Here is a 24,715-nt window from a genome sequence, read left to right on the forward strand (position 1 = left end):
TTATGAAACATGGAATCGTTTGTGGGGTTGTATTGCTACTTTGTGCGTGCAGCGCAGAAAAGCCGCAACATAAGCAAAGTAATACTCAGTCCCCTGTTATTGCCAAAGTTAACCAGCACAACATAACTGAAGCTGAACTCAACTGGGTAGTTAATGATACACTCGGCGAGTTTGCTGCATTGCAACTAGGTGCAGATACCAAGAAGAAAATTCTTGAGAGTCTCATCATTAAAAAGCTAATGGTTGAGCAAATGCAGCAGTCATTAGATGCAGAGCAACAAGCAGAGATCGCATTGGCAATGAATGTGTATCGGGACGAACTTCTGGCAAAGCGCTATATACAAGAGCACATTACTGCTTCCCCAGTGTCTTTGGAGCAGGCGAAGCACTACTATGACAATAACCTGCCGCAGTTTGGACAGCGTGTTATTCGTCGTTTTGCAATGGTAAGTGCGCCATTATCTAAGAATAATACACAGCAATCTGAGTCGTTACTGCGAGAAGAAGCTAAACAATTCGATGCCGATAGTAATTGGCAGCATCAAGCTCAACAACACTCGTACTTCAGCTACTCGGCTGGTCATCAAGCAGAAAAAGGTCTTGACCCTTTCTATATCGGCGCTCTTAAAAAGTTAAAGCCAAGTGATGTGTCACCTGTTTACACCTATCAAGGTAAGCTGGTGAAGTTTAAATTGCTCACGGAACAACATATAGCGGCCAAGCCATTCACTCAAGTACAAAACGAAATAAAAAAAGCGCTAGCGCCAATTAACTTAAAACAAGCAATCAAAGAGGAAGCGGCGAGGTTATCAGAACAAGCCCAAGTCACCCGTTATGCTATGGATTAGCAATATTTTTAAAGTTACTAAGTGGAGTGTCCCTCTGCTTGCCATATTGTTGTTGTCAGCGTGTTCAAAACCTGCAGACACTCCAGAAAAGCCATATGATTATCAACCAGGTCAGGAGCTTAAAGAGCCCGTATCTGCTGTTAGATATACGCTATTTTCTGACCATGTTGCACTTGCTGATATGGCCTCGGCTGCTCCCCTTTATGAAGGCGTTATGCCTACAGTGTCTTTTCAGCTGGCCAAACAAGGGCAATCAATATCTTTTCAAAGCTACCTTTATATAGCCGAAAACGATGTTTTTACTTTAGATATCAAAACCGGCACAGAACATAGTGTTCGTGTAAACAATAAGGTAGTTGAATCTGGCAGTACCCTTGCGTTAGCTTCGGGCTATCACAAAGTTTCTTTGGCAGTCGCCAAACCGCAATGGCAAACCACCGCAATATTTACACTGACAACTGAATCAGGTCGAGTAATTGATCTGATGGCTGGTGAATTATTTGTTGAGCAGTCAGAAATCAGTCGTGTACCCAGTCAGACCTTGAGTCTCAATGATCCCGTACCAGGGTGGCTTTACCAATATTATGAGGGTGAGGACCTTGATTTTGACAACCTTTCACCGCAACAGCTTATAGAGCAAGCTAACATAGAGCATGTCGATGCTTCTGTCCGTAATCGCAATAACGACTTTATTCTTAGCTATCGGGGTGTGATAGAAATTGACACGCCAGGTTTATATAGCTTTTTACTCCAAGGTAATGACAATGCCTCTTTAGCTCTTAACAACCAGCAAATTACCGCCACAAAAACAACGCATCATGAGATAGTCGAAAGCGTCTATTTAGAAGCTGGGCACTATGGCCTCAACCTAAAAATGAAAGCAGGGTCAGAACAACCAGCGTTAGCCCTCGCGTTAGGATATACGACGCAAGCAAAGGGATCTGTTCAGTATGAGTCCGTCAATGAACTGCGCTTACAAAGCGAACGAGCAGTGGTTACATCAGTACCACCTAGCATTCCACCAGAGGAAGTTGTTCCAGGCGTAAATTATCAATATTTCCATGGCCAAGAAAGCCTGTTTATCGATGATGCGCAGTCACGCTTACCTAATATGGCTGGCCTTTTAGAACATGCAGTAGACAATAGCCAGTGGTCCAGGCCTTTTACAGTTATTTATGATGCTGAGCTTGAAGTTGAGCAAGATGGCATAGCGACCTTCTATTTCGAAGACTATGGTGACATCGAAGTCCGTTTGGAGCAGCACACCATTTTCAAAAATGATAGCCAAGCTTCTGTAAATATTGAACAAAGTAAATACCAAGGAGACCACTCCACCGCAAGTTCGACAAACCGCTCGGCTGACACGCGCACTCATCGTAGCGTTTATCTAAAAAAAGGCAGCTATTCTCTTATCATCATGTATCACCGTGGAGTGGCTGATAGGGCGCCAAAAATAAGGATTTCTTTACCCGGCTTTCTTGCAAAGCTCATTGAGCTTTTAGAGCTAATTGCACAGAAAATCAATCGCGATGCCGACCTAGATGGTGACGGTGTGGCGGACAAAGATGATGCGTTTCCGGATGACCCATCAGAGTGGTCAGATTTAGATGGTGATGGAGTCGGTGACAATAAAGATATTGATCGCGATGGTGATGGTGTGGCCGATGAAGACGATGCATTTCCTGATGACCCCACAGAGCATAAAGATACCGATAACGACGGTATAGGTGACAATTCAGATCCAGACATTGATGGTGACGGCGTAGCCAACGAAGAGGACCAGTTTCCCCATGACCCCAATGAAACATCCGACACCGATGGTGATGGTGTGGGTGACAATGCAGACCCTGACATTGATAATGATGGTGTTGCAAATGAACAGGACACGTTTCCATATGACCCAACGGAATGGTCGGATTTAGATGGCGATGGTATAGGGGATAATAAAGACCCCGATCGCGATGGTGATGGACACAACAATGATAACGACCTCTATCCCGATGACCCCAATGAATGGCGAGACTCAGATGGTGATGGCATTGGTGACAACGCTGACCCCGATAGAGATGGTGATGGGGTTCTTAATGAGGAAGATGATTTCCCTGATGATCCGACCCGTTGGAGTAACGACCCAAATGAGGTGGATACCGACGGTGATGGGTATGCCGACGCAGTGGATGCATTCCCTCAAGACCCTAGTGAATGGTTAGACACCGACAATGATGGCATTGGTGATAATAGTGATCCTGATATTGATAATGATGGCTACTTAAATAATGAGGACGCGTTTCCAACAAACCCCAATGAATGGCTAGACACCGACGGCGATGGTATTGGTAATAATGCAGATATAGATATAGATGGCGATGGCTATAACAATGCAGTTGATGCTTTTCCACTCGATGCTAATGAATGGCAAGACACTGACGGCGATGGTGTTGGCGATAATTCAGATTCAGATCTAGACGGCGACGGGTACGACAACAATGAAGATGCCTTTCCAAGCAACCCTCAGGAATGGTCAGATTTAGACGGTGATGGGATCGGCGACAATTCCGACCCTGACATAGATGGAGATGGCTATGACAACAATATTGACGCATTCCCTAATGACCCACAGCGCTGGTTTCCGGCTATATCATTCAACGTTAGTAGTGTAGTTGAAGTAGGCCAAATATCCTTAACGTGGGAGCTTGAATACAGTGAACATTTAAAATTTATTAGGGTATTTAAGGCGCCTTACGGCGGCGACTTTAAAGAAATCGCGCAGTTACAAAAAAACGCTCGCCAGTGGAGTGATACACAAGTCGAATTTGCCAAAGGCTATGTGTATTACTTAGAAGCTCATGCCGAAGATAGCGTGCTAGGAGTCAGCCAATCTCAACAAGTTTTTTATGTACAAGCCCTTGATGGCAATCCCGAGTTGCAACTACAAACCATCAGCGAAGGAGTCAAGCTCAACTGGGGTGGTTCTGGAAGTTTTAGCACTGAGATTCAACGCCAAGTAGCGGGTCAGCAATGGCATCGAAGTGCTCTGACTCAAGCGCAACAATGGCAAGATCTCGACGTGTTGCATGGTCTACAGTACCTATATAGAGCTCGTTATGCCCTTGAGGTGGCCAACCCATTTACTAAAGCAGCGTCCTGGGTTTACGGTCCCTGGAGCTCAAGCGCGCAAATTACCTTTGTTAAAAGCTTATCGTTTACATTCGATAACGCCACTGTCCAAGGGAACAAGTATCTTTGGTATGTGGGTAAAAATAGTGAGCAACTAGTCCTAAGTGGAGAGCTACACAATGCGTTGAAAGACAATACGATTGAGCTGCGAGTGGGTGATGTGACTCAAAATACACATATCAAGCACGATGAACCTTTTGAGTTGGCAATAGATTTAACCTTAGGGCACACCTGGCAGCTTAGCGTTTTGGATAACAACCGTTGGCACACTGACGTCACTTTAGAATTTTTAACGCAAGCCCCTGAACCCAAAGTTACCCCCGATACGTTAACCATGCAGACCGCAGAAGACGTTATCACCTTGAGCGGAGCTTTATATGTCCCCTCTGGCGTAGCCAAGTTGGTTGCGCACTCTGACCGCTTCCCTGAAACCCATTTTAATTTGTTAGTCGCTGAACAGCGCTATCAAGGGGATATTCCTGTATTAGATGGGAACAACACGATTACTATTACAGTGGAAGACAATCTCGCGCAGCAGGCAAGCGCTCGTGTCCAAGTTGTTAAAGCGTTACCGAACAGGCCGCAAATTTCCATCCTTAGCCACAGCAATGGCCAAAGTGTGAACGAGGCGCGCATTGACATTGTAGCCCAAGTAACAACCAATCTCTCAGCAGAACACCTTGGTTTAACACTCAATGGTGTCACTGGGGGTGAACTTATCGCCTTAAATGAGGGCAACTACGAAGCCCGCTACCAGGGACTTGAGCTAGTCGAGGGTGAAAATATTATTGAACTCGGCGTGCAGTCTAATGCGGGTGATAGTTTTGCCTACCTCACTTTGCATTATAGCCCTCAAGAACCATCAGGCAGTGCGCCACGTTTTCAGGTAATTAACCCCATCTCTGGCACATGGCTAGATAATCGCTCGTTCTTTATTCAGGGAGTGATAGCAAGTGGCTCATTACCAACGCTAGAGATAAATGGTCAAGCCGCTCATGTTTATAGGACTTCCCCGCAGCGCTTTGAGTTTAGTTACGCAGCCGACTTTAACGATGGACCATGGCTTGTACGCACTGAAAATGAGTTTGGCGCAGCGCAGCAAGAGCTTGTTTATCAGCTCGATCAGCAAGCCCCTATGATAGAACTGGATCAGAGCTGGTCTGCAAATACCGAGCATGAAGTTACAGCTGCCACCGTGACAGTATCAGGTCGAGTGCGAGATGAGCAGTCAGTTAGTTTATTCATTAATGATCAAGCGATTAATTTACAGCCTGAAGCAACCGATAGTTATCAGTTTTCACAGAACGTAACGTTACAGCCAGCGGTTGCCCAACCTGTAAGACTGCTTGCTAAAGACAGCGCCGGTAACTCTGAAACTTACGAGTTTACGCTTATCAACCGAGCTACGGCGCAAATTGAAGTCATCGCCCCCACCATGGATCAAGAGTTTGTGGTTGATGACGGGCAGCTACAATTGCAGCTTGTTGCTCAAGTATCGGGGGCCGATAATGCAACAGCACAAGTATATGTGGATCAAGGTAGCCCCCAAGTTGTGCCTATTGTTGACGGTTTTATAAATGAATCACTATCAATACCGGCAGGTGAAAAACGGCAAATTCACATCGAGCTCATCAGCCCGCAAGGTGATGTAATAACAAGTGAGTTAGTGGAAATCACCGTTCGAGCAAAAGAAGATATCCCTTTGCGCATCCTAAAAACGTCACCATCAGGTGGGCAAAAAAATGCACAGCCGAATGGGTTTGTCGCTTTTTACTTTAACAAATCTGTACCGATACAAGATATTGACGTTGAGTTACATGAGACTTTGAATGGGCAAACCTATGTGGACACCAGTAAGCCTCAAGACTCTTTACTCTCGCAACATGGCTACGAATTACAAACCGTACATCGTAACAATGAGCGCGTGCTGGGTCAGCTTTCTTCGTTACCAGGAGATCATAGCTACGCGTTTTATCCAAACCGTGAGCTGGGCTACGGCGCCAGTATTAATGTATCTATTAAAGTAAAAGGCAAGGAGTTGGCGCGCTTTAATTACAATACGCAAATGCTGCCAACACTGATTGATGGTGCGCTAAAAGACCCACTCAATGTGGCTGTTGCCGACGTATATGTGCACATTAAAGAGCTCAATGTTACAACTAAAACAAGCCAATCGGGCGTGTTCACCTTTGGTTATCAAAACCAGTCTTTAGATGTGGTTGAAGGTGGCACATATACCATTGAATTTAATGTTCACAGCCCGCAACGAGGCTTTGGTCGCTACATTCGTCATATTGAATTAACGCCCGGGAAGCAACACAACATGGGTGTAGTGCAACTGCCTTTCATAGCTAAAGAGGTCGCATACAACGTCGTTGCTAGTTACCTACCGCAGTCTATATTAGGCAACGGGGACCTCACACTTGACCTGAGTGAAACAGCAGTACGCTTTGAAGGCAGTGACTCGATAGCGATGCAATTTACTACTCAGGATCCAGCTATAGCGAAAATGGCGCTTCCTGATCAAATCCCGGTATTTTACCTTCTCGCTGGTCAGCCACAGGGCGTGAGAGTATCTGGGCCGCTTAAATTAAAAATAAAGCCGGCGGGTATGTTAGGTGATTACAGTTATTTGCCTGATGTAGGCCGGTGGGTGCCGTTATTTGCCCGCCAGCCAGATACCAATAGCTTAGTGTTAGTAGGCGTTGCTCAGCGCCATGAAAAATACATTCAATCCCAAGGCGAAGTCCAAGCCCGATCGCTAGACTACATAGCCTTTGGTCGGGTACACCCCGATTTAGAAAAATACTTGCAGCAGTATGCTCAGGGACAGTTGTCATTGAGCCAGCTTCGCGCTCGGCTCAATTAAAGGAATAATTGCATGACCTCTAAACCGTATTTACACATCATGAAGTGCCTCTTTTTAGGGGGCTTGTTGGCTATATGTGCTTTTTTTGAAATAAGCCAGGCCTATGCTTATGGGTGGAAAGATGTCAATCGAGCTCGTTCCGGCTGGGTGCTGGCGCGTGGATTAGTATTAGAAGAAGGTCACCCTGTTTATGTCGAATATGATGAAGCAGGTAATCTAGCTGGCGGTTTCTCAATGAGTGCTGCAGAGCTTCCCGAAGGTTACGTGTTATCAGCGCAACAAGTCAGGGCCACCTATGAACTGCTAAATGTGATTAAAGCACAAAGCCCTCAAAGTATTATTCTTAGTGCTGAGCAGTATCGTGAAAAAGAATTCAAAACGGCCCTCGATACCACCTTAGCTAAAGTCTATTTGCCCAGCCATATTAAATCGGTGGTGATACGCGATCCAAGTACACTTTTGAGCTCTTCTCAAGCACATATCTTGCTGCAAGCACGCTTTGATCTGAATAGTGTTTCTGCGCCTAGCAGTGGTATACGTTCGCTACTGTTGGATGGTCGAGGAGCCGTGGTTCATGAGTCGGCTAATAACATCAGCTTTAAAGCGGCATTTTATGATGGCGAGGGAGGGGAGCAACTTCTCCCTCCATCACTTAAAGATTTAAACGGCGTGAAAACTTATGCGCCCTTTGTGGGAGCCGGGGTTGAAGTTGTAGCGCCATTAGGTGGTCATGCGGCAACGAATGCGGAAGGTCGTTGGGTGTCACAATATCGGCTGATCCCCTGTCCGATGTTTCATTTCGAGTACAGCACGCCAGCGATAATGAAATATTATTATGGGGCTTATAACCCAAGGGGCAGTGGTGCTGGGTTCGACTACCAAATAAAGCCAGGTTACGATGTCTGCGTGGGTTATGATGCCCTGCAAGCCACAGATCTTGTTGGGCTCATGGTTAAAGCCAACATTATCGGTATTCTTGCTAGTCTCAGCGAACCTGTCAAAAAACCCACTAACTTTTATGTCGATACTAACTTGATCACCGGCGGTGCATTCGTCACCAACGATGGCAGCCCGCTCCCGATTGGAGACAGTACGCGATATAGCTATCAACAACCCGAACAAGCACCGATTGCGTTTCCAAATGTAGATTTTGATGGTGATCTCAGCTTTGAGCATTTCGTCTTGGGTGATATTGATGAGCAGGGAAACTTTTTCTGTGTGCAGCAAAGTGCTGAAGGGAAGTATGTCGGGGTCTACTTTTCGTCAAATTATAGCCAGCTGCCAGCGTTAGACTGCACTGACAGTGAGAATGAAGAGGTTCAGCCCGATGCAGTGCGAGTGGCGGATACCCTCATCGACATGCAGCCGCAGGGGCTGTTAGAGAAAATCACCGAGGTGGACCTACAAGACACCGACATATTAGTGTTTCGCGAGTCAACGGGGATGCTCGTCACCCAACGTAAAGGGCTTAGCCAACAAGATGGCCTAAGTCGTTATGGGGTAGAAGAAAACGTTTTCATGTATCAACTGTTTATGCGTGGCCCTGCGGCTTCAGCATTTAGCCCATCAGGACGTAGCCAAGGGGAAGCCGGTTTCGCCCGTTACCAGGGCGAGTCGCACATGAATCCCGAGTTACACCGCCGCGAAGCTGATCACCTGCGTCCTCACGAGCGCCTTAAAATTGTATTAATTAACCGCAAAACAGGGTATATCGGAACGGCAGTTAAGACCTTTGCCGATATCGCAAGTATGCAGCACGCCGCTGACTTTGTCTCGCGCATTGCCATGTATCCACCTAACTTGCAGTTAACTGCTGAGCGCTTTTATCAAGCTGATGAATACACCGCCAACCCAGGGGAAAAGCAGCACATCATCAGTTATGAAGGATCAGCCACCGGCGCCGATGACATGATTGTGGTGACCACACAGTGGCTTGATCACGACGGCACGCCGCTACCTGATGGCTTAGCTGAGTACGGTTACACAGGACGTTTGTCCGCAGTAAAAGGGCCTAATAACCTGGTTACCGTAGGCGGCAATATGGCTAACTTTGCCATCCGCCCTGGACGGAACGTAGTGCAAATACGTTTACCGCAGCAGGCAAATAGAAATGAACACTTCTACATTCATGTCAGTGGTGAACCGATTACCGAGTCTCCGTCATTTGCCACCATAGGTGCCGCTGATGAGGGGCCTTTAAAGTATCGCCCAGCTCACTATGTACCTATAAAAGTTCCGGTTTTTGACGAGCTGCAAACCAATCAGCAGTGGTATGCCTACAAAAAATTACAAGCAAATGGTGAGGCCAATAACATCCCTAAGCCCAAGCCGGTTTATCGTTATTTGTACCGTCCTGAGTATCAGTTCAGTACTTATGAGTTAGACGTTCAAAATATAATTCGTGAAAACAGCAAAGGCGAAAGTATTAACCTGTTTCCGCAGTCTCGGCCGCTTATTGGTAGCAGTGACAACATGGTAGCGCTGCTTTACAAAGTCATTGCTTCGCAAAGTGATGCATTGCAATTCCTAGGTCAAGGGCAAGAGCTGGTGTTCGCCCTGGGTGCTGATGAGATCAAAGCCACCATTGGCGAAAACGGCCAAGTCATATTTAAGCGCCTTGATCACATCGCAGCACTTGATGTAGAAGATTTTGTAACGCTGAGCCTTTACAACAATACAGATCCCACCAATGTATTATGGGAGTATGCGTTTGAAAGTATTGCCATCAATAGTCGTTGGGTTGGTTATGACGATGTCGGTGAAGATGGCACTGTCTACGTGAGTGCTGATAACCCCGTAGTACCGATGCATGCTTTTGTCCCGGGATATGCGAGCCGTCAAAATAAGCGTCCACTGAATATTGAGTGGGCCACCGAAGGCGGTGGTGCCATCGTTACCAATATTAGTAACGACAATATAATCAACGGTGTAACCAATGCGGACATTGAGCTGCCGCCGATAACGGGAGCACGGACTCGCCCTTATGTGTTCATGCGCAATGACGTCAGTAACACAGTCAACTTTGACAATATAGAAGTTATTCCGGGAGTGCCTGCTAATCTTGCCGTGACTCAGCGCGGGAAAGCCTATATTGAGGGTGTAGAAGGCATCGACGTTCAAGTTGAGGCCTTTGATGCCCATGGTAACGCCGTCGCCGATGGTACTTCCGTTGACTTTTCTCTTGATGGTCATGGGAAGCTAGTCAATGCCTTGAGTGGCACACAAGGTGGCCGCGCAACAGCAACCGTTAAAGGCCATAGCTTTCCAGACGATGATCTCCAATTAACTGTTACAGTGGGTGATGTGTCGCAAACTATCGATCTTATCGTGCGACCATTGCACGTAGAAATAGAAGATTACCCAACTGAAATAGCCGCAAATGAATCCCATTCCGTGCGCGTCAAAGTAACCAAAGAGGGTGGTGAAGCTGTTTCAGGTGTCCCTGTGGTGTTTCACTCCTCCGGAGGAGCATTCACACGCTCACAAGCGCCCACTAATGGTCAGGGCATTGCCCAGGTTGATCTGCATACGGGCTTCTATAGTCTCGATAATTTGCAGATAACCGCGCGAGTGGGGTTTGTTCGTGGAGACGTAGTACAAGGGAAAGTCACAGCAAACGCCCCTACTAATTTGTCAATGCAACAGCAGATCGGCGATCAGCCAACCACGCAAAGTGGCGACTTTACAAAGGCTAATTATCAGACTCAAGCGGGTACTCAAGACACCCATTTAAGCGCCGATAGCCGCAAAATAATGCTAGTAGGTGATGAACAAGAAAATGGCACCGCTGAGCACTTACGCCAAGATGGCCTTACTATGGGGATCCCATACCGAGCCAAAGCCTCTATGCCTATCTCAGGAGCCGCAGGGAGCAAACAACGGATCGTTTTAGGTACGTTAGCCGAACCCAATATTCAGCCGGTGGCTGCATTTTTAATGGACACCTTAGATGAAGAGCAGGCGAGGGATATTAACGGCCAGCATCATGGCGTTGCGCGACACATTAAACTGCACCATGAACATCCCACATCCGTTGGCCAGAGTTATTACTTCTCTAAGCAAGGTGCATTGAACCCTCGAGATGAATGGGAATCCAGTCGTATTACCATTCCCGCAAGTGAACAGTTGCGCCCTCATAGTAGCGTAGGTTTTCGTCTTGATATGAAACCAGAGCTCTACGGCGGTAAGGTTCTCGACTTAGAGGGGGGGGTACAGCATTTAACTCTCAATACCAACGGCTCACTGACCTACACGGTTTTCACTGAACAAGGCAAGCTAAGTGTTACCAGCAACCCAGTTGCACTAAATCAATGGCATACTGTCGCCGGACGCTATAAAAATGGAGTGTTAATGCTTGAAGCAGCCGGTCAGCTTTATCAACAAGACGGCGGCGGTGAGCTAACATACTCAGTGACTCAGCGTGGTTTCACCATTGGTGAGAACTACACCGGTTATTTAAGTAGTGTCAAACTCTATGATTACAATGCCGCGCCACTTTTGACATTCAGTGATGGCAGTACAGAGAAAGAAATAAGCTTCAGCGCAGCACAAACTGAGCATAATGTTGAAATCGTCAGCTCAGGGCAGCTCAACAGTGCTCAGCAGCAGGCTGCTTTTTTACGCATTGGTTTAAATGTCGGTGGTCAGTTGCACTACGCCAGTGTGTTAGCCAAGCAGTACTACGTGCAAATGGCGAATCTATATATGCGTATTGCTAAACCACAAGGCTACCCTGAATACGCGGCCAATTATAAGCCATATACCCCTTTCCCTCTCATCCCCGTGGCCCATGCGGGCTTTTTTGACTGGGTCATGGATAATGCCTATGAAATCCTTGTTGAAGCGGTAGGAATGTTAATTCCGTATGAGGCAGGCATAGAGTTCGTTAAGCAAGTTTATTACCTCGCCAGTGGAGACGATGATTTTGATGCCGCAGAACTTGTACTTAATGGTTTAGAAGTGATCACCGTCATCCCCCTTGCTAAGCCCTTATTACCGGTTGTTCGCACCCTTAAAGCCGTGCTTAGACCGCTTAAGCGAGCCAATCCCAAATTTATGAAATCTGTAGGCGGCGTAATCGGGAAAGTGGCTGACGAAGCTTTGGACAAACGCTTTGATACATTGGTTAACCTGCTTCCCTTTTTGGTTATTGCCGGAGAGATGGCGTTTGATAGTGAATCTCGTCAAAGCCTTATGCTGGTGATAAAAACCGTGTCTTCTACTGACGATTTACTAACTTGGGTTGAGTATTTAAACTTACCAGTTGACGGGTGGGATGGCGAATCGGAGCCTCCCAATGTTGAGATAGGCTATCAGCCTGCAGCGCAGCAAAGCCCTCAATGGGGATTCATTGGCTCAGCTTACGCAGCTAGAAAGCCAGGTGGATTTAAATCAGTCACATCAAAACAGTTTGCCCAAATGATCAATAAGCTAGGTAAACTATTTGGTAAAGGCGGCGAGGAGTTAACCCGCAAGCAAAGGAAGAAGCTTGTTGCAGGTATTAGGGGCGTCACCGAAGGCGCAAAGAAAACCAACAACCGCAGTTTACGTAAAGCCGTTCATATTCCTCAATGGGTTGCCCTGGGCACCATTTTTGGCAAAAACGCGGTTAAGAAATTTAATGAGCGAGCAAAAAATTTACGGGTGTCGCCAATAGCGGTGGCTGCTGCCGTTATGTACCTAGAGTCACGAAGTGTAGAGAACTGCGACCCCAGCTTTGGTGACTCGTGTAAACCGTTACATAGTGACATTCAGGAGCAGTTACCTAAGGTTTATAGGCAAGCGGCGCTGAAGTTTATCCGCAAAGGTGAGGATATGGAAATGAAGTATTTTCGGCCGAGTCACAGTGGGTACTTATTTCAAATTTTAGTGATTGCTGCCGAGCATCTTCTTTATGAGCAAACCGGCCGCCGCCGCCCTATTGCCATTGAGCATCTGGCTGAACCTATGCTATTGGTAAAAACCTTGGATGGCGTTCGTAAGTTTCAGACTTATCAGCGTTATGTCGATATTGTTGTCGCTGGTGGCGATGAAGAAGATGTCAGCCAAAAGAGTATTTTTATTGAAACTAAGTCCTATAGTAAGCCAAAAGGGGAGGTTACCGACTATTGGCAAACTGGGGATTTAGAGAAGAATAAAAGAGGAAAAGAAGCGGGCTATACAAAAAATCACCGCCAATTCTACCTCGATCGAGTCGCTATTTCTGAAGGGCGCAAGCTCAATGGAGAATCAGTGACACCTCTTGCTTCTAACTTCGAGTGGTGGTTTCAAGATTTTAAACGCAGTTTTAAAGGCTCCAAAGTAACAAGTTACGATAATAAAGACCTAGATAAAGTCGCGGAATATGCTCGTAAACTCCCCCGTAAAGCTAATAATATTGGCGCCATTAGCCTTGGCTTTGCCGATGCCAAAGAGCATAATGCTGCCTATAAAACGAGCCATGCAAGAAGGCATTTAAATCTGTTTAATATTAAAGACTGGCTACTTAAAAAAGAAGGGCAAGCCCTTATTGAAAACGTAGACCCTGAATTGGTCAAAGAATTAATTGAAATGAGCCCACAATTCTAACTGGCCCTAAAGTAATAAAAAAGGTAAAGACAATGAGTTGGTACCCAGACGATAAAACATGGTTAAAAGCACGCAAAGCACAGTGGAAAGAAGTGAAAGAGTCACTAAAGGAAATGCGTTTTTATACTCCACAGGACGTTAAATTAATAAAAGAGTATTTCCTTTACGGGCCAGATAAAGAACCCCTGAGAACGGTGAATAATTACGGTGAAGTGCGCCGCAAAGTGCGTCATGTCGGTATGATAGTGGTTTGGCTTCATCCCTCTTTTGAGTGCTCGTATATTGTTGAGGAGCTTGATAAATATGAACCGGGTACACGAAACCCAAATGATAGAGTTAAAGACTACTACAACGGCGGAGAGCGCTTGTTACAGCTTTGTGGTCGAGATTATGAAACTCATAAAAGTGCCACAGATGATGGAGACACTAGCTTTTTTCAGGGTAAAGAGCAATTATTGGCCGAATTATTATTACCCGCTTCGGTAGAGGATGAGTCTTGGTTTGTCGGTTGTCAGAGACGAAATGAGCAAGACAAGATAAGTGATGATTGTGAGCAAGAATTAAATGTATTCATTGCTAAATTAGCTATTTACTTTAACAAGGAAAAGCCTAACCCTAATTTCATTTACCGTTACCGCTTACCTTATTGTATTAGCGCATTTATGCATTATCGAGACTCTGACTTCAAAGAAGAGCTATTAAAGGAAAACCTAGTAACCTTTTTTGCTGCTCTCGAAAAAATTACTGCCTCCCCAGACGATTACCCGCAGTGCTTTGTGGAAACGGCGCAAGAGTTTACCCGTTTATTCAATGAAGCAGACTTGCCCGATTCAGTGCATGCTTTACTCGCCCCTTATATTAAAGCCGCCAAGGAGGGTGCAGCCTAATGGAAAATGTCATAGTGGTTGTTGCAAGCTTCGCCAATGAAGCGGACTTAGCACGGTTTTGTTTTTATATCGACTTTGAAACACGCCCTGATTTTGAGGACGAGGTGCCAGAACACGAGCAGCCATTATTTGCATTGTGTGAAGAGTTATCAATGCCGTACGAGAAAATATCTCAGGGCCTGCAAATTCAGTATGATTTTTTAAACATGCCTGAGCCTAATGAGCAGCTAGCAGCCATGGGCGCTCTTGCCACAGCGCTGAATGCTAAAGCGTTTGCGTGCACCTGGCGAGATGAATATGACGTTGGTGCCGGGATGTTAAAGGCAGGAGCATACGAGCCTGTAGCCGGTGAGCCAACCGATAATCAGGACAAAAACATTGCTAAGCGCTTAAAAAAGCAAAGCCTGGATGAGGTGGCTGCTTACCTAATAGAGCAGCAGCTAAAAAACAGCTAACCCCAAGCACATCATCATAAACGCAGTGGGTGTCAACTGGCTGCGTTTTTTTGCTGTGTGAGCCATAAAAAAAGCCGAACGAGTCGGCTTTTGCACATTCACGAAGTGTCCATTCAATGAACAAGGTACCTGCAACCGCGTGGCGGTTGCTGTTAACTATCGGCCGTCTTCAAATGACGCCGTAGCTGAAACTTTGCTCCACGAGCCGTTACTGTAAAGAATGGTTGCTTCGGCTTTATATGGGCGGAAAGCACGAATTTCAAAAGAGCACGACGTGCCCGAGGTGCCGCACGATGAGGCCGCATTAGACCAAATAACGCTGTCGATTTGTGAACCGTTCCCTACCACGCGAAAAACGGCGGTGCTTGATCTCGCACCATAAACCAGTGCGAAACAACGGTTAGGTGTAAATTGGTCGTATGCCTGAGTATCGACATAACATTCCATGCTGTCGGCGCTTGCTTGGGCGCTAAATAGTCCACCAATCAGTAGAGCGGCTGATGCAATAAGTGTTTTCATTGTTCTCTCCATTTGAATCATTCCACGGGCTCTACAACTGCTTATACTCCTGTAAGCCATCGGTATCGCCTTTGATCAAGGCAGTGGAATTACCCTATAAGAGAACAAACAAAAAATAAACACCAAATTAACATTTGTTTCTAAATTAAGTAAAAAGTAGGAGGCCCTGATGTTCCAAGGGCCGAGTGATTAGCCTATTTTGAAATCAAGCTGGACCGAGGTTTTTGCTTTAACAGCTTGATTATTTTCAAATTTTGGTGCGTATCGCCATTGTTTTACGGCATTAACAGCCGCTCTTTCAAACGCCGCACTGCCGTCGGAGTCCAGTACGCTAATATCTTCAACGAAGCCGCTCTCGTTCACGGTGAACTCCATTTGTACCCAACCTTCGCGGCGTTGGCGCACGGCGATAGCGGGGTAGCGCGGAGGAGTGCGATACAATGGGGTTTGTTCTTGATTCTTAGTCCACGGACGCATTTTTGCGATGGCAACACAATGCTTAGTGGCTTGCTCGGATTCACCTTCTTGCTCATACAGCGCGACGAGCTGCGAATGAGCTTGCAGCTCAGCAGGGTGGTCAAAACTAAAGTTATCATCAAAAATATTGACCACTTTGTTAAAACGCTCGATGGCCGTATGTCGACGCCCTCGGGCTTTGTCTACTGCACCTAATAGCATGGTGACATTAATCATTTCTACCGTGTCATCGGCGATATGCGCTTGATAGTATGCTTCGGCTTCATTGAGGTAGACTACCGCCGCACGGCCTTTATCAAAGTCCAAGCGGCGAAAGTAAATTTCGGCACCGTCTACTTTTAAATCGGCGACCAATTTAGGTTTTTGTTGCTGCTTTGCAATATCTATCGCACGTTCGATGGCCTTCTCAACGGTGTGTGCCTTATCCGCACTTTTGGCGATGCCCATTAACGGGTCGATAAGGCTTAGCGGGTCTGGGTTAGGCTGCTGCTCTAATATCGTCAACGCCTGTTTATAAAGGGTCGCGCGTTGCTGCGCATTAGTGGGTGAAGGGGCCATCGCGTTGGCGTAGTTAATGGCTAACTTAGCAACAGCTGGCGATGTTTCACCAAAGGTGTTCAGGCCAACCTCATAGGCGGTTTGTGCATGCTGCTGCACATTCTCGCCAGTGTGCAGTGCTTGCTCAAAGGCGTCATAGGCGGCATCGAAATCAGGTGTGGGTGCGGCGGCACTCATCCAAGGTGAGCCTAGTAAAGCCAATAGGCCGATATTGAGAGATTTTTTTAACATCTTACACTCCTTTGTTTTGCGGCTATTTTATCTGACCCTATTTTTAGTGCAACAAAAGATAGGCTCAGCATTGCTCAAGCGCGCTTTTGAAAAATCTTCACTGAGTGTGTGTAGTGCTTGCTAGTACAGAGCCACTCATTTTTACTGTTTAATCTTAATTTGTTGATTTTTAAAGGTTTAAATAGTTGGTGCTGTTTTTGCTCCCATAAGCTCGACGATTAAATTTAAAGGAGAAGGTTATGGCAAAGACGGTAACAACCGTAAATCCAAGTAATGGTAACCCATTAGCTGAGTACACCTTATTATCACAGTTTCAAGCAGAGCAGGCAGTCGATGCTGCCCATGACGCGTTTGGCCAATGGCGCAAAACGTCTTTTTCAGAGCGCGCTGAGAAACTGAACAAACTCGCCGACCTGATCGAACAAAATGAGAGCGCTTTGGTGACCTTAATGACCGAGGAAATGGGTAAAGTCACCGACCAAGGTAAACAAGAAGTGGCGTTGTGCGCGCAAATTTGCCGCTACACCGCCAAGCATGGCGCCAAAGAATTAGAAGATGAACACCGTTTCTTTGAAGATGGGCACGCCTTGGTGACTTATCAGCCCATAGGTGTGATTTTAGGGATCCAGCCTTGGAACTTCCCACTGTATCAAGTGATCCGTTATAGCGTCTCGAATATTATGGCGGGCAATACTACGGTGTTGAAGCATGCCAGCAATGTGTTTGGTATGTCGAAAAAAATTGAAGCGCTGTTTCTTGAAGCAGGGTTCCCTGAGGGCTGTTATCAATCACTGCTTATCGATGGCGCTACCGCGAGTAAACTTATTGCGCACGATAAAGTACGCGGTGTAACCTTTACGGGCAGTGACGAAACCGGTAAGAAAGTGGCGGAGCAGGCCGCGTCGGTATCGAAAAAGTCGGTACTAGAGCTTGGCAGTAACGACGCATTTGTGGTGCTCAGCGATGCTGATATTGCGCATGCGGTGTCGTGTTGTATTCAAGGCCGTGTGGTTAATAACGGTGAAACCTGTGTTGCCGCCAAACGCTTCATTATCGCTGACGCGGTGTACGATGAATTTCGCGATGCTTTTGTTAAAGCGGCCAAAGACCTGAAAATGGGCGACCCAAAAGAGTCCAGCACCGATCTCGGCCCGATGGCGCGAGATGATTTGCGCGACCAATTGCATCAGCAAGTGCAGCAATCCATTGAAGCCGGTGCAAAGTGTATTCTCGGTGGTGATGTGCCCCAAGGGGAAGGATTTTTCTACCCGATCACCGTATTGGAAGACGTTAAATCGGGCATGCCCGCCTACGATGATGAGTTATTTGGCCCGGTGGCGTCGTTCATTCGTGCCAATGACGATGAGCATGCCATGCAACTGGCTAACGACTCGCGTTATGGCTTAGGTGGCGGTATTTTCAGTGAGGACACAGAAAAAGCCGTGGCGCTGGCAAAAACCGAGTTCGATACCGGAATGGTCAACATTAACGGCTATTCGTTAGCACAGCCTAACCTGCCTTTTGGCGGCGTTAAAGACAGCGGTTACGGTCGCGAGCACGGCGGCTTTGGTATGCGTGAATTCGTTAATGTTAAATCGATTATGATAGCGCAGCCCAACTAAGTGTTTATTGTCCAGTTCAAACACCCGATAAATGGGTGTCGACTCGCTGTTTAAGTACAGGGTGGGTGAGGTGGTCGCTGAGCTGCCTCGCCTGCTGCTGGTTTTGTAAGCAACACAGTTTACTGGCTATGTCCGCTTGCTCACACAATTGCGCTAAAGGCGAGAGTTGAGCCCGACTGCGGTCCAACCTACTGTGGTGCAACCCTTTTACAATCAGTTGCGGCAACTGCCAATAATTTGCCAAGGTTAAGGTTAAATCGTGACTGTACTCTCTAATTAGGCGTTTAAAGGCTGCGCTGCTAGGAGTGACGTCGGGATCAACAACATTAAAGGCCTCTATCATAAGCTCAAAAATAATCATGGTGCCGAGGTTGTAAAGCAGTGCGGTAAAATATGCGGCGCCAGGGTCGGTTTCGCTATCGACAGCTGCTAACTTGGCAAAGTCAGCCGTTTGCAACGCGTGCTGCCATATTTTTTCGCCAAACTGGCGGTAATAAATACTCGGGCGCGGCGTAAAGCGCTTAATATAAGATTGCACCACGCCCTCAAGCAGGCCGTTGGCCCCCATACTCATAAAAGCGGCTTTAAGCTCGGTGATTTCTTGTTCGCGGCGGCGGTAACGAGGGCTGTTCGCTAGCTTGATAAGATCCGCTGCCATCGCAGGCTCCCGCTCTACCACAGCGAGTAATCGCTGCACGTCGAAATCAGGGTTATCCAGCTCTTTAAGCACCTGACTGATGGAGGCCGGCATAACGGGTAGATGTGACAGCAACTGCTCAGGCTCATGCATTAACAGGCTCAGTTGATGGTAAATAAAGTGACTGAGGCTGTCGCTCTGCTGCATTGGTCGAGCATCACAGCCAAATAAGTAATCGAGATAGGCGCCCTCTAAGTCGTTTTCGTAAGGTATTGCTTGGTCGTCGACAGGGGCTTTATCGGCGAACGGTAAGGGCTCATTTTCCGGTGTTTTATCAAAAAACGCATAATTAGCGTCAACCTCAGCGGGCACAAACGATGGCAACAAAGCTCTTAGCAGCTTACGAAACATGAATACCTCTTTGTGAAAATCTACTTAAAAACGACCGCTTTATCTGAGCGAGTGTAGGTGCGGATTTGCGGTGATGTCCATTGCTCGTTTTGTAAGTATTGTGTACTGACTACTATTTTGCCATCCTCGAATTGGCTCGTGGATTTTACTTGGGTGATCCCTTGAGCACTGCCGGTTACCTCCTCATAAGCGGTGAAGCTGCCGTCATCGCCCACTTCAAGCCAGCCTTGAGTGTAAAAAGAGGCGGTAGTGAAATAATAAAACACCAGTTTTTGCCTACTTTGGTCCCAAAATATCAGTGATTCGCCACCATAATCGCCGTCATTGATGCTGTGTAAGGTGCGAATAGCAGTGCCATTGAGGGCTCGCTGCCAGTGGCTTACATCTGTGACCTGCTCTTGAGCGGGAGCGGGTTGAAACTGTGCCTGCCAAGTGCCTAAGTAGGGTTCGAAAACACTCAGTTGAGGTGACAATGAGCTCTTCGCAAGCGCGAGAGTCGGTAATAGCAGCACGAGCGCTGCAAACAAAGGTTTCATAGTAGTTCCTTAATGGTAGAGCATGGCCTTATTTAAGCTTGAGACACAGCCTCGATAAGCTCAAGAAAAAAGAATAAAGAGATCACTTTTGCTGATTATTAACCTTGGGTTAATAGTTGGCTCTTTTTTTTGTTGCATTTGATTCTTTAATATCTCATATTTACAAGCGTTTACAAAGTTTTGGTGGTTTAAATGTAAAATAATTGAAAACAGATTGATGTTATTTTATTTTGCTGTTTCCCATAAAAGAAACAACTAGGATATCCCATGTTTAAACCCACCCTTATCGCCAGCGCGCTGCTTAGCAGTACCGCTGTATTTGCTCAAGGTCCACTGTTTGAAGTGTCATCGCAGCAAATGGCTAACAGCGTTAACGCTGCACAAGCAAATATGTCACAGCTCAGTGGCGCGCAGTTCCAATTAACCAGCAACACCGCATCCTTGTCTTTGCCTGTTGATGGTGCGCAGGTACACTTTACCCGCAAAAACGCTAGCCTTAGCGCCAGCGGTAACCTTATTTGGCAAGGTGAAAATGACAATGGTGACTCGGTCACATTAGTGCAAACTGCAAAAGGCATCTCTGGTACGGTTAAAACCAACGGTGACGTGCTAAAGCTTAAGCCTGTTGGCGCTCATGGTCATCAGCTGCGTACACTCAAGCCTGAGCAAATGCCACCAGAGCACCAACTAGGACACGTTATGCCAGAAGGCCCACTCGCAAAGCAGGTTAGCGTCAATAATAGCCCTAGTATTTTCGCGCAACCGCAGGCCGTTGCCGATACGCAAATCGACCTACTGGTGGTTTACACTGCCAAGGCTGCTCAGCTCTCTGGCGACATTGATGCCTTGATAGACCTTGCTATCAATGAAACCAATCAGGGTTATCAAAATTCAGGTGTGAATGCCACCGTCAGTCTTGCCCACAAAGCACAGGTCAACTACACCGAAGCGAGTAGCTCAGGCACTGATTTAAACCGTTTGGCCGGGACCAATGATGGCTACATGGATGAGGTGCATGGTTTGCGTGACCAGTATGGTGCCGATGTGGTGGTATTAGTGAACGATGTTAACGGCTATTGTGGTCAAGCTGATGCCATTGGTGCCAGCGCCAGCAGTGCTTTTGCCATGGTTGATTATGATTGTGCTACCGGCTATTACTCTTTCGGTCATGAAATTGGTCACCTCCAAGCGGCGCGTCACAACCCTGAAAACGACCCCACTAATTCGCCTTATGCCTACGGTCACGGCTACCAAGACCCAAGCTCGCAATGGCGTACGGTGATGGCGTATAACTGCAACAGTGGTTGTACTCGTATCAATTATTGGTCAAACCCAAACAAGAGCTACAATGGCACGGCGATGGGCACAACCACGCGCAGCGACAACACGCGTGTTTTGAATATTACCAGTCCAACGATTGCTAATTTCCGCAGTGGCGGCACGCCACCACCGCCTCCAAACGAGCTTGAAAATGGTCAGCCTATTAGCATCAGCGGTGCTAATGGCAGTGAAACGCTATACACTTTTGAAGTACCAGCCGGTGCCAGCAATATCAGCATTACCAGCTCAAGTGGCTCAGGTGACTTAGACTTGTATGTAAAATACGGCGCAACGGCATCGCAGAATAACTATGATTGCCGCCCTTATGAAAATGGGAATAACGAGAGCTGTACAGATACGCGTGCAGGCACTTACTCAATTATGGTCCATGGTTACAACGCCTATAGTGGCGCAACCTTAGTGGCAAGCTATGAGCAAAGTGGCAGCGATTTACCGATTGAGATCACTGAGTCAAACCTCTCAGGTAGCCAAGGTCAGTGGCAATACTTTACTGTTGATGTGCCTGCGGGCGCGAGCACGGTTGATGTAAGTACCTCCGGTGGCAGCGGTGATGTCGATTTGTATGTTCGTCAAGGCGCGCAGCCAACGACCTCTAGCTATGATTGTCGCCCGTTTCGTTCAGGCAATAACGAGTCGTGTTCAGAGGCCGCAGCAGCTGGCACTTGGCATGTAGGTCTTCGTGCTTACAGCAATTACTCCGGTGTAACCTTGAATATTTCTGTGCAATAACAGGCTAACAAAACCAGCCTAGGGTTGCTGATAGCGGCGTTCAATCTCTTTTTTGACGCTCTCAGGAATAGATGACAAAAGGTGTTGCAAGCGCAACGCCTTTTTTTCGTTATTAGGATGGTAGCCGATGTATTGAGGCTCAATATGCAGGTTGTGTAAAAGCGCAACGGGCAAATCGAAATCCTGAATAATTTTCGCAGCCCAGGTTCTATCCACCACAATGGCATCGACGCGACTATCGCTCAGGGTGGAGAAAAATGATTTAGCTTGCGCGTCTGTTGACTAGTAGTAGGAGCGAGTAACAATATCAGCATTGAGTGCTTTTAGTGCACTATAGACTTCATCAGGGTATGGGTACTCCTCAGCAATGAGAATAATGGGGGAGCGCTGCACAGCCTGCTCGTAAAAACTCTCTTGACGCTTGATGGCCACCGCTAGCGTCAGCTCCCAGTTTACGCTTGATGATGACCATAACTGCATCATGAGCAGTACAATGGCGCTTACAGCATATAATGTGTGCATAGCTTTAAGCGTAAACCACCGCCGCCAAGGTGCAAAAATTAAAAGGGTACACTTTCTTACAGTTTGCGTTAATGTTTACCGTTAAAGTGATAGAACGAGCACACGAAGGCATGAAAGGATACGTAGCATGCTTAAATTATTTATCGCGCTGGCCGCGCTGAGTATTTTAAATGGCTGTACGGTGGTGGGCATCTTAGTCGATGGCTATGCGCAGCCAAATATGCAGCAGCGCGCAGAAAAGCACTATACCGCCAGCATCCAAGGCGACCCGGGTAAATCCAGTTACACGCCAACAGATAATGACGGCTTTAGCTTCGCTAAACTTGGCTTGGCGATTGACTCGGCGGTCCTCGGTGCATTGCAAAAACCAACGCAGAGTAAAAGCAATAAAGAGTGTAAGAAACTGTCCGACACTATTACTGAGTGTGATTTAGTTGCGCCCATGCAATCCAGTGCGCCTAGCGAACCGCAAAGCGAGTTAGAGGCCATCGAGCGCCGCCATCATGAATAAGGGGTAGGTGATGGTGAGCAGCATGGCATATATGCACGCTACTCACCTGATGAAACCCGGTATTAGCGTTTAAGCTGGGCGGCTGGCTTATTTAGTAGTGCAATCATAGGTCTGTCGCTCATTACTTTGGTTTTAAGCGCATAGCCAATGAGTAGACCGACGATAAAGCCGCCAATATGTGCGCCATAATCAACGCCATCGGGCAGGCTAAATAATCCGAATAAGTTAATGCCCAACCAAATAATGAAGAACCACATAGCAGAGAGCTTCTTCTGGTAAATAATGAACATAAAGGTCAAGCTGGCGTAGCGGAACCACATTAAATACATGCCAAATAAACCAGCAATGGCACCACTGGCACCGACACTGGGAATTGCACCATTACTTGAGAGCATGAGGCTGGCAACGGAGGCGAGCACCCCGCAAAGCAGGTAATAGCCTAAGAAGCGCCAGTGGCCAAGTGCATCTTCGAGGTTATCGCCAATGATGTATAAAAAGTACATGTTGCCTACCAGGTGCATAATTGAGCCGTGTAAAAACACACAGGTGAGCAAGGTCCAAGGCTCTTCCCCGGCGAGCACATCCACCGGGCGCATGGCAAAATATTCAAGTACAAACTCAAAATGGCTGGGAACAAAAAAGTAAGCGGCAAATATCAATACGTTCAACGCCACCAAAGCGCGAGTTACCCACGGGGTACGATGTGGTTTGATGTTGTACTCTACTGGCATTTGCGTTAGAAATTGAAATAAGTAGGTTTTCCATGACACCTTCTGGTTGAGCTCGCCAAGTGCCGTTTTTAGCTGTGGGCTATTTTCGACACTTTCTAACTGCTCTTTTTCGATCCAGCTGCCATCGCAATGACGGCATACATCGATTTCGCTGTGGTAGTGCTCTAATAAGTGGTAGCGCTCCATCAATGTTGAGCAATCGGGGCAGTCGCGCTCAGATATACCTAAATGCTCACCAAAATTGTGTTCATATTTCTCACCCACAGGACCGTCGTTGACCTCGTTCAACATGCGATTGACTTCATTTTTTTCAAACCAAAGGCCACCACATTCTAGGCACACATCAATTTCTTCACCTTGATACTCGGTCACTTCTAAGTATTCATCAACACAATGGGGACAGCGTTTATTCATGCTCTAACTCCTTGAGACTGCCAATTTGCACGTCGTTATCAGCTAATTCTTGTTTCAGTGCCTGGGCACTGCGCTTTAAATAGGGGAGCGTATTTTGCTCTAGGTCGGTTGCAAGTTTGCCTAGCTTTTCACTGGCGTGACGCGCTGACACCTTGCGCTTTAGCGCGCGTTCAATATAAAACTCACTTTGACTATAAAAACGCCGCGCAGCAGAGAGAATGGCACTTGGGGTTTCCAAAGTCGTGGGTGAGTATTGCATGGTGTGCCACACATATTTATCTAAAGTGGGCTTATTGAACTCAAGCTCAGATGTAGGTGGGCTCTTAGCCAGTAGCTCGGCATACGCTTGAATTTTACGTTGATTGTCGAGCAACTCATCGTACAGAGACGTGCGCAGATAGTAGTTATCTTCCATTTTAGAGTAGGTATCGAATTTAATTGCCTGCTCTAAACCGCTTTGTGCGGCGAGGTAGACACCAAAAATGGTGGATAGCACCAAAAATACTTGGTTGAGCCAAAAACCGGTACTGCGTAGCTCTTTGTTGTCGACTTGTTGCAGCACTTTGGGGATTTTTTTGTCCTGAGGTGGGGATGTTGCCATAACCGACTCCTTGGTAAAATGAGCCGAGATGGTAGGGGAAAGTGAGCACAGAGGCAAGCGCCTTGCGCTCAC

Annotated in this window: 16 protein-coding genes; 8 read left to right on the forward strand and 8 right to left on the reverse strand. The window is 46.9% G+C overall.

Annotated elements, in window-relative coordinates:
• Nucleotides 1–2 precede the first annotated feature (2 nt).
• From W04_RS02125 to W04_RS02145, 5 genes are all read left to right on the forward strand, one after another.
• Nucleotides 3–848: a peptidyl-prolyl cis-trans isomerase gene (locus tag W04_RS02125; RefSeq protein WP_053909615.1), complete on the forward strand. Its 846-nt coding sequence runs from the start codon at nucleotides 3–5 to the stop codon at nucleotides 846–848.
• A gap of 214 nt (nucleotides 849–1,062) precedes the next feature.
• On the forward strand, nucleotides 1,063–6,894 hold the full coding sequence (locus W04_RS02130) for a thrombospondin type 3 repeat-containing protein (RefSeq protein ID WP_231657980.1): 5,832 nt from the start codon (nucleotides 1,063–1,065) through the stop codon (nucleotides 6,892–6,894).
• 12 nt (nucleotides 6,895–6,906) lie between these two features.
• Nucleotides 6,907–13,461 carry a hypothetical protein gene (locus tag W04_RS02135; protein WP_053909617.1) on the forward strand — a complete coding sequence of 2,185 codons (6,555 nt, stop codon included), beginning with the start codon at nucleotides 6,907–6,909 and terminating at the stop codon, nucleotides 13,459–13,461.
• Nucleotides 13,462–13,493: 32 nt separating this feature from the next.
• Nucleotides 13,494–14,348, forward strand: a complete 855-nt coding sequence (locus tag W04_RS02140; protein ID WP_053909618.1) for a hypothetical protein — start codon at nucleotides 13,494–13,496, stop codon at nucleotides 14,346–14,348.
• Complete coding sequence (locus W04_RS02145) at nucleotides 14,348–14,803, forward strand: hypothetical protein (protein ID WP_053909619.1); 456 nt, start codon at nucleotides 14,348–14,350, stop codon at nucleotides 14,801–14,803. Before W04_RS02140 ends, W04_RS02145 begins: the two co-directional genes overlap by 1 nt.
• A gap of 156 nt (nucleotides 14,804–14,959) precedes the next feature.
• Here W04_RS02145 and W04_RS02150 read toward each other — a convergent pair whose 3' ends face one another.
• Together W04_RS02150 and W04_RS02155 are read right to left on the reverse strand one after the other, a co-directional pair.
• On the reverse strand, nucleotides 14,960–15,322 hold the full coding sequence (locus W04_RS02150) for a hypothetical protein (RefSeq protein ID WP_045978876.1): 363 nt from the start codon (nucleotides 15,320–15,322) through the stop codon (nucleotides 14,960–14,962).
• A 189-nt stretch (nucleotides 15,323–15,511) separates the two neighbouring features.
• Nucleotides 15,512–16,588, reverse strand: a complete 1,077-nt coding sequence (locus tag W04_RS02155; RefSeq protein WP_053909620.1) for a TonB family protein — start codon at nucleotides 16,586–16,588, stop codon at nucleotides 15,512–15,514.
• 239 nt (nucleotides 16,589–16,827) lie between these two features.
• On the opposite strand from W04_RS02155, the gene W04_RS02160 reads away from it, so the two are divergent.
• Nucleotides 16,828–18,210 carry an NAD-dependent succinate-semialdehyde dehydrogenase gene (locus tag W04_RS02160; protein ID WP_045978877.1) on the forward strand — a complete coding sequence of 461 codons (1,383 nt, stop codon included), beginning with the start codon at nucleotides 16,828–16,830 and terminating at the stop codon, nucleotides 18,208–18,210.
• 16 nt (nucleotides 18,211–18,226) lie between these two features.
• Here the strand turns inward: W04_RS02160 and W04_RS02165 are convergent, their stop codons facing one another.
• Both W04_RS02165 and W04_RS02170 read right to left on the reverse strand, forming a co-directional pair.
• A complete protein-coding gene (locus W04_RS02165) occupies nucleotides 18,227–19,258 on the reverse strand; it encodes an HDOD domain-containing protein (protein ID WP_053909621.1) in 1,032 nt (343 codons plus the stop codon).
• Nucleotides 19,259–19,278: 20 nt separating this feature from the next.
• Nucleotides 19,279–19,794: a hypothetical protein gene (locus tag W04_RS02170; RefSeq protein ID WP_053909622.1), complete on the reverse strand. Its 516-nt coding sequence runs from the start codon at nucleotides 19,792–19,794 to the stop codon at nucleotides 19,279–19,281.
• Between the two features lie 267 nt (nucleotides 19,795–20,061).
• Here W04_RS02170 and W04_RS02175 point away from each other — a divergent pair, with 267 nt between their 5' ends.
• The gene (locus W04_RS02175) at nucleotides 20,062–21,864 is read left to right on the forward strand and encodes a pre-peptidase C-terminal domain-containing protein (RefSeq protein WP_197275932.1); all 1,803 of its coding nucleotides are present in this window, start codon (nucleotides 20,062–20,064) and stop codon (nucleotides 21,862–21,864) included.
• A gap of 18 nt (nucleotides 21,865–21,882) precedes the next feature.
• Here the strand turns inward: W04_RS02175 and W04_RS02180 are convergent, their stop codons facing one another.
• Together W04_RS02180 and W04_RS02185 are read right to left on the reverse strand one after the other, a co-directional pair.
• Complete coding sequence (locus tag W04_RS02180) at nucleotides 21,883–22,080, reverse strand: hypothetical protein (RefSeq protein ID WP_053909623.1); 198 nt, start codon at nucleotides 22,078–22,080, stop codon at nucleotides 21,883–21,885.
• Between the two features lie 66 nt (nucleotides 22,081–22,146).
• Complete coding sequence (locus tag W04_RS02185) at nucleotides 22,147–22,386, reverse strand: hypothetical protein (RefSeq protein WP_053909624.1); 240 nt, start codon at nucleotides 22,384–22,386, stop codon at nucleotides 22,147–22,149.
• Nucleotides 22,387–22,513: 127 nt separating this feature from the next.
• On the opposite strand from W04_RS02185, the gene W04_RS02190 reads away from it, so the two are divergent.
• The gene (locus W04_RS02190) at nucleotides 22,514–22,897 is read left to right on the forward strand and encodes a hypothetical protein (RefSeq protein ID WP_053909625.1); all 384 of its coding nucleotides are present in this window, start codon (nucleotides 22,514–22,516) and stop codon (nucleotides 22,895–22,897) included.
• A gap of 62 nt (nucleotides 22,898–22,959) precedes the next feature.
• On the opposite strand, the gene W04_RS02195 is transcribed toward W04_RS02190, so the two are convergent.
• Together W04_RS02195 and W04_RS02200 are read right to left on the reverse strand one after the other, a co-directional pair.
• Nucleotides 22,960–24,042 carry a rhomboid family intramembrane serine protease gene (locus W04_RS02195; RefSeq protein ID WP_053909626.1) on the reverse strand — a complete coding sequence of 361 codons (1,083 nt, stop codon included), beginning with the start codon at nucleotides 24,040–24,042 and terminating at the stop codon, nucleotides 22,960–22,962.
• Entirely contained in the window at nucleotides 24,035–24,643 is a 609-nt protein-coding gene (locus W04_RS02200) for a hypothetical protein (RefSeq protein WP_022945039.1), read from the reverse strand. Before W04_RS02200 ends, W04_RS02195 begins: the two co-directional genes overlap by 8 nt.
• Nucleotides 24,644–24,715 lie beyond the last annotated feature (72 nt).

The organism is Pseudoalteromonas sp. SW0106-04, assembly GCF_001293805.1.
GTDB lineage: Bacteria > Pseudomonadota > Gammaproteobacteria > Enterobacterales > Alteromonadaceae > Pseudoalteromonas > Pseudoalteromonas ruthenica.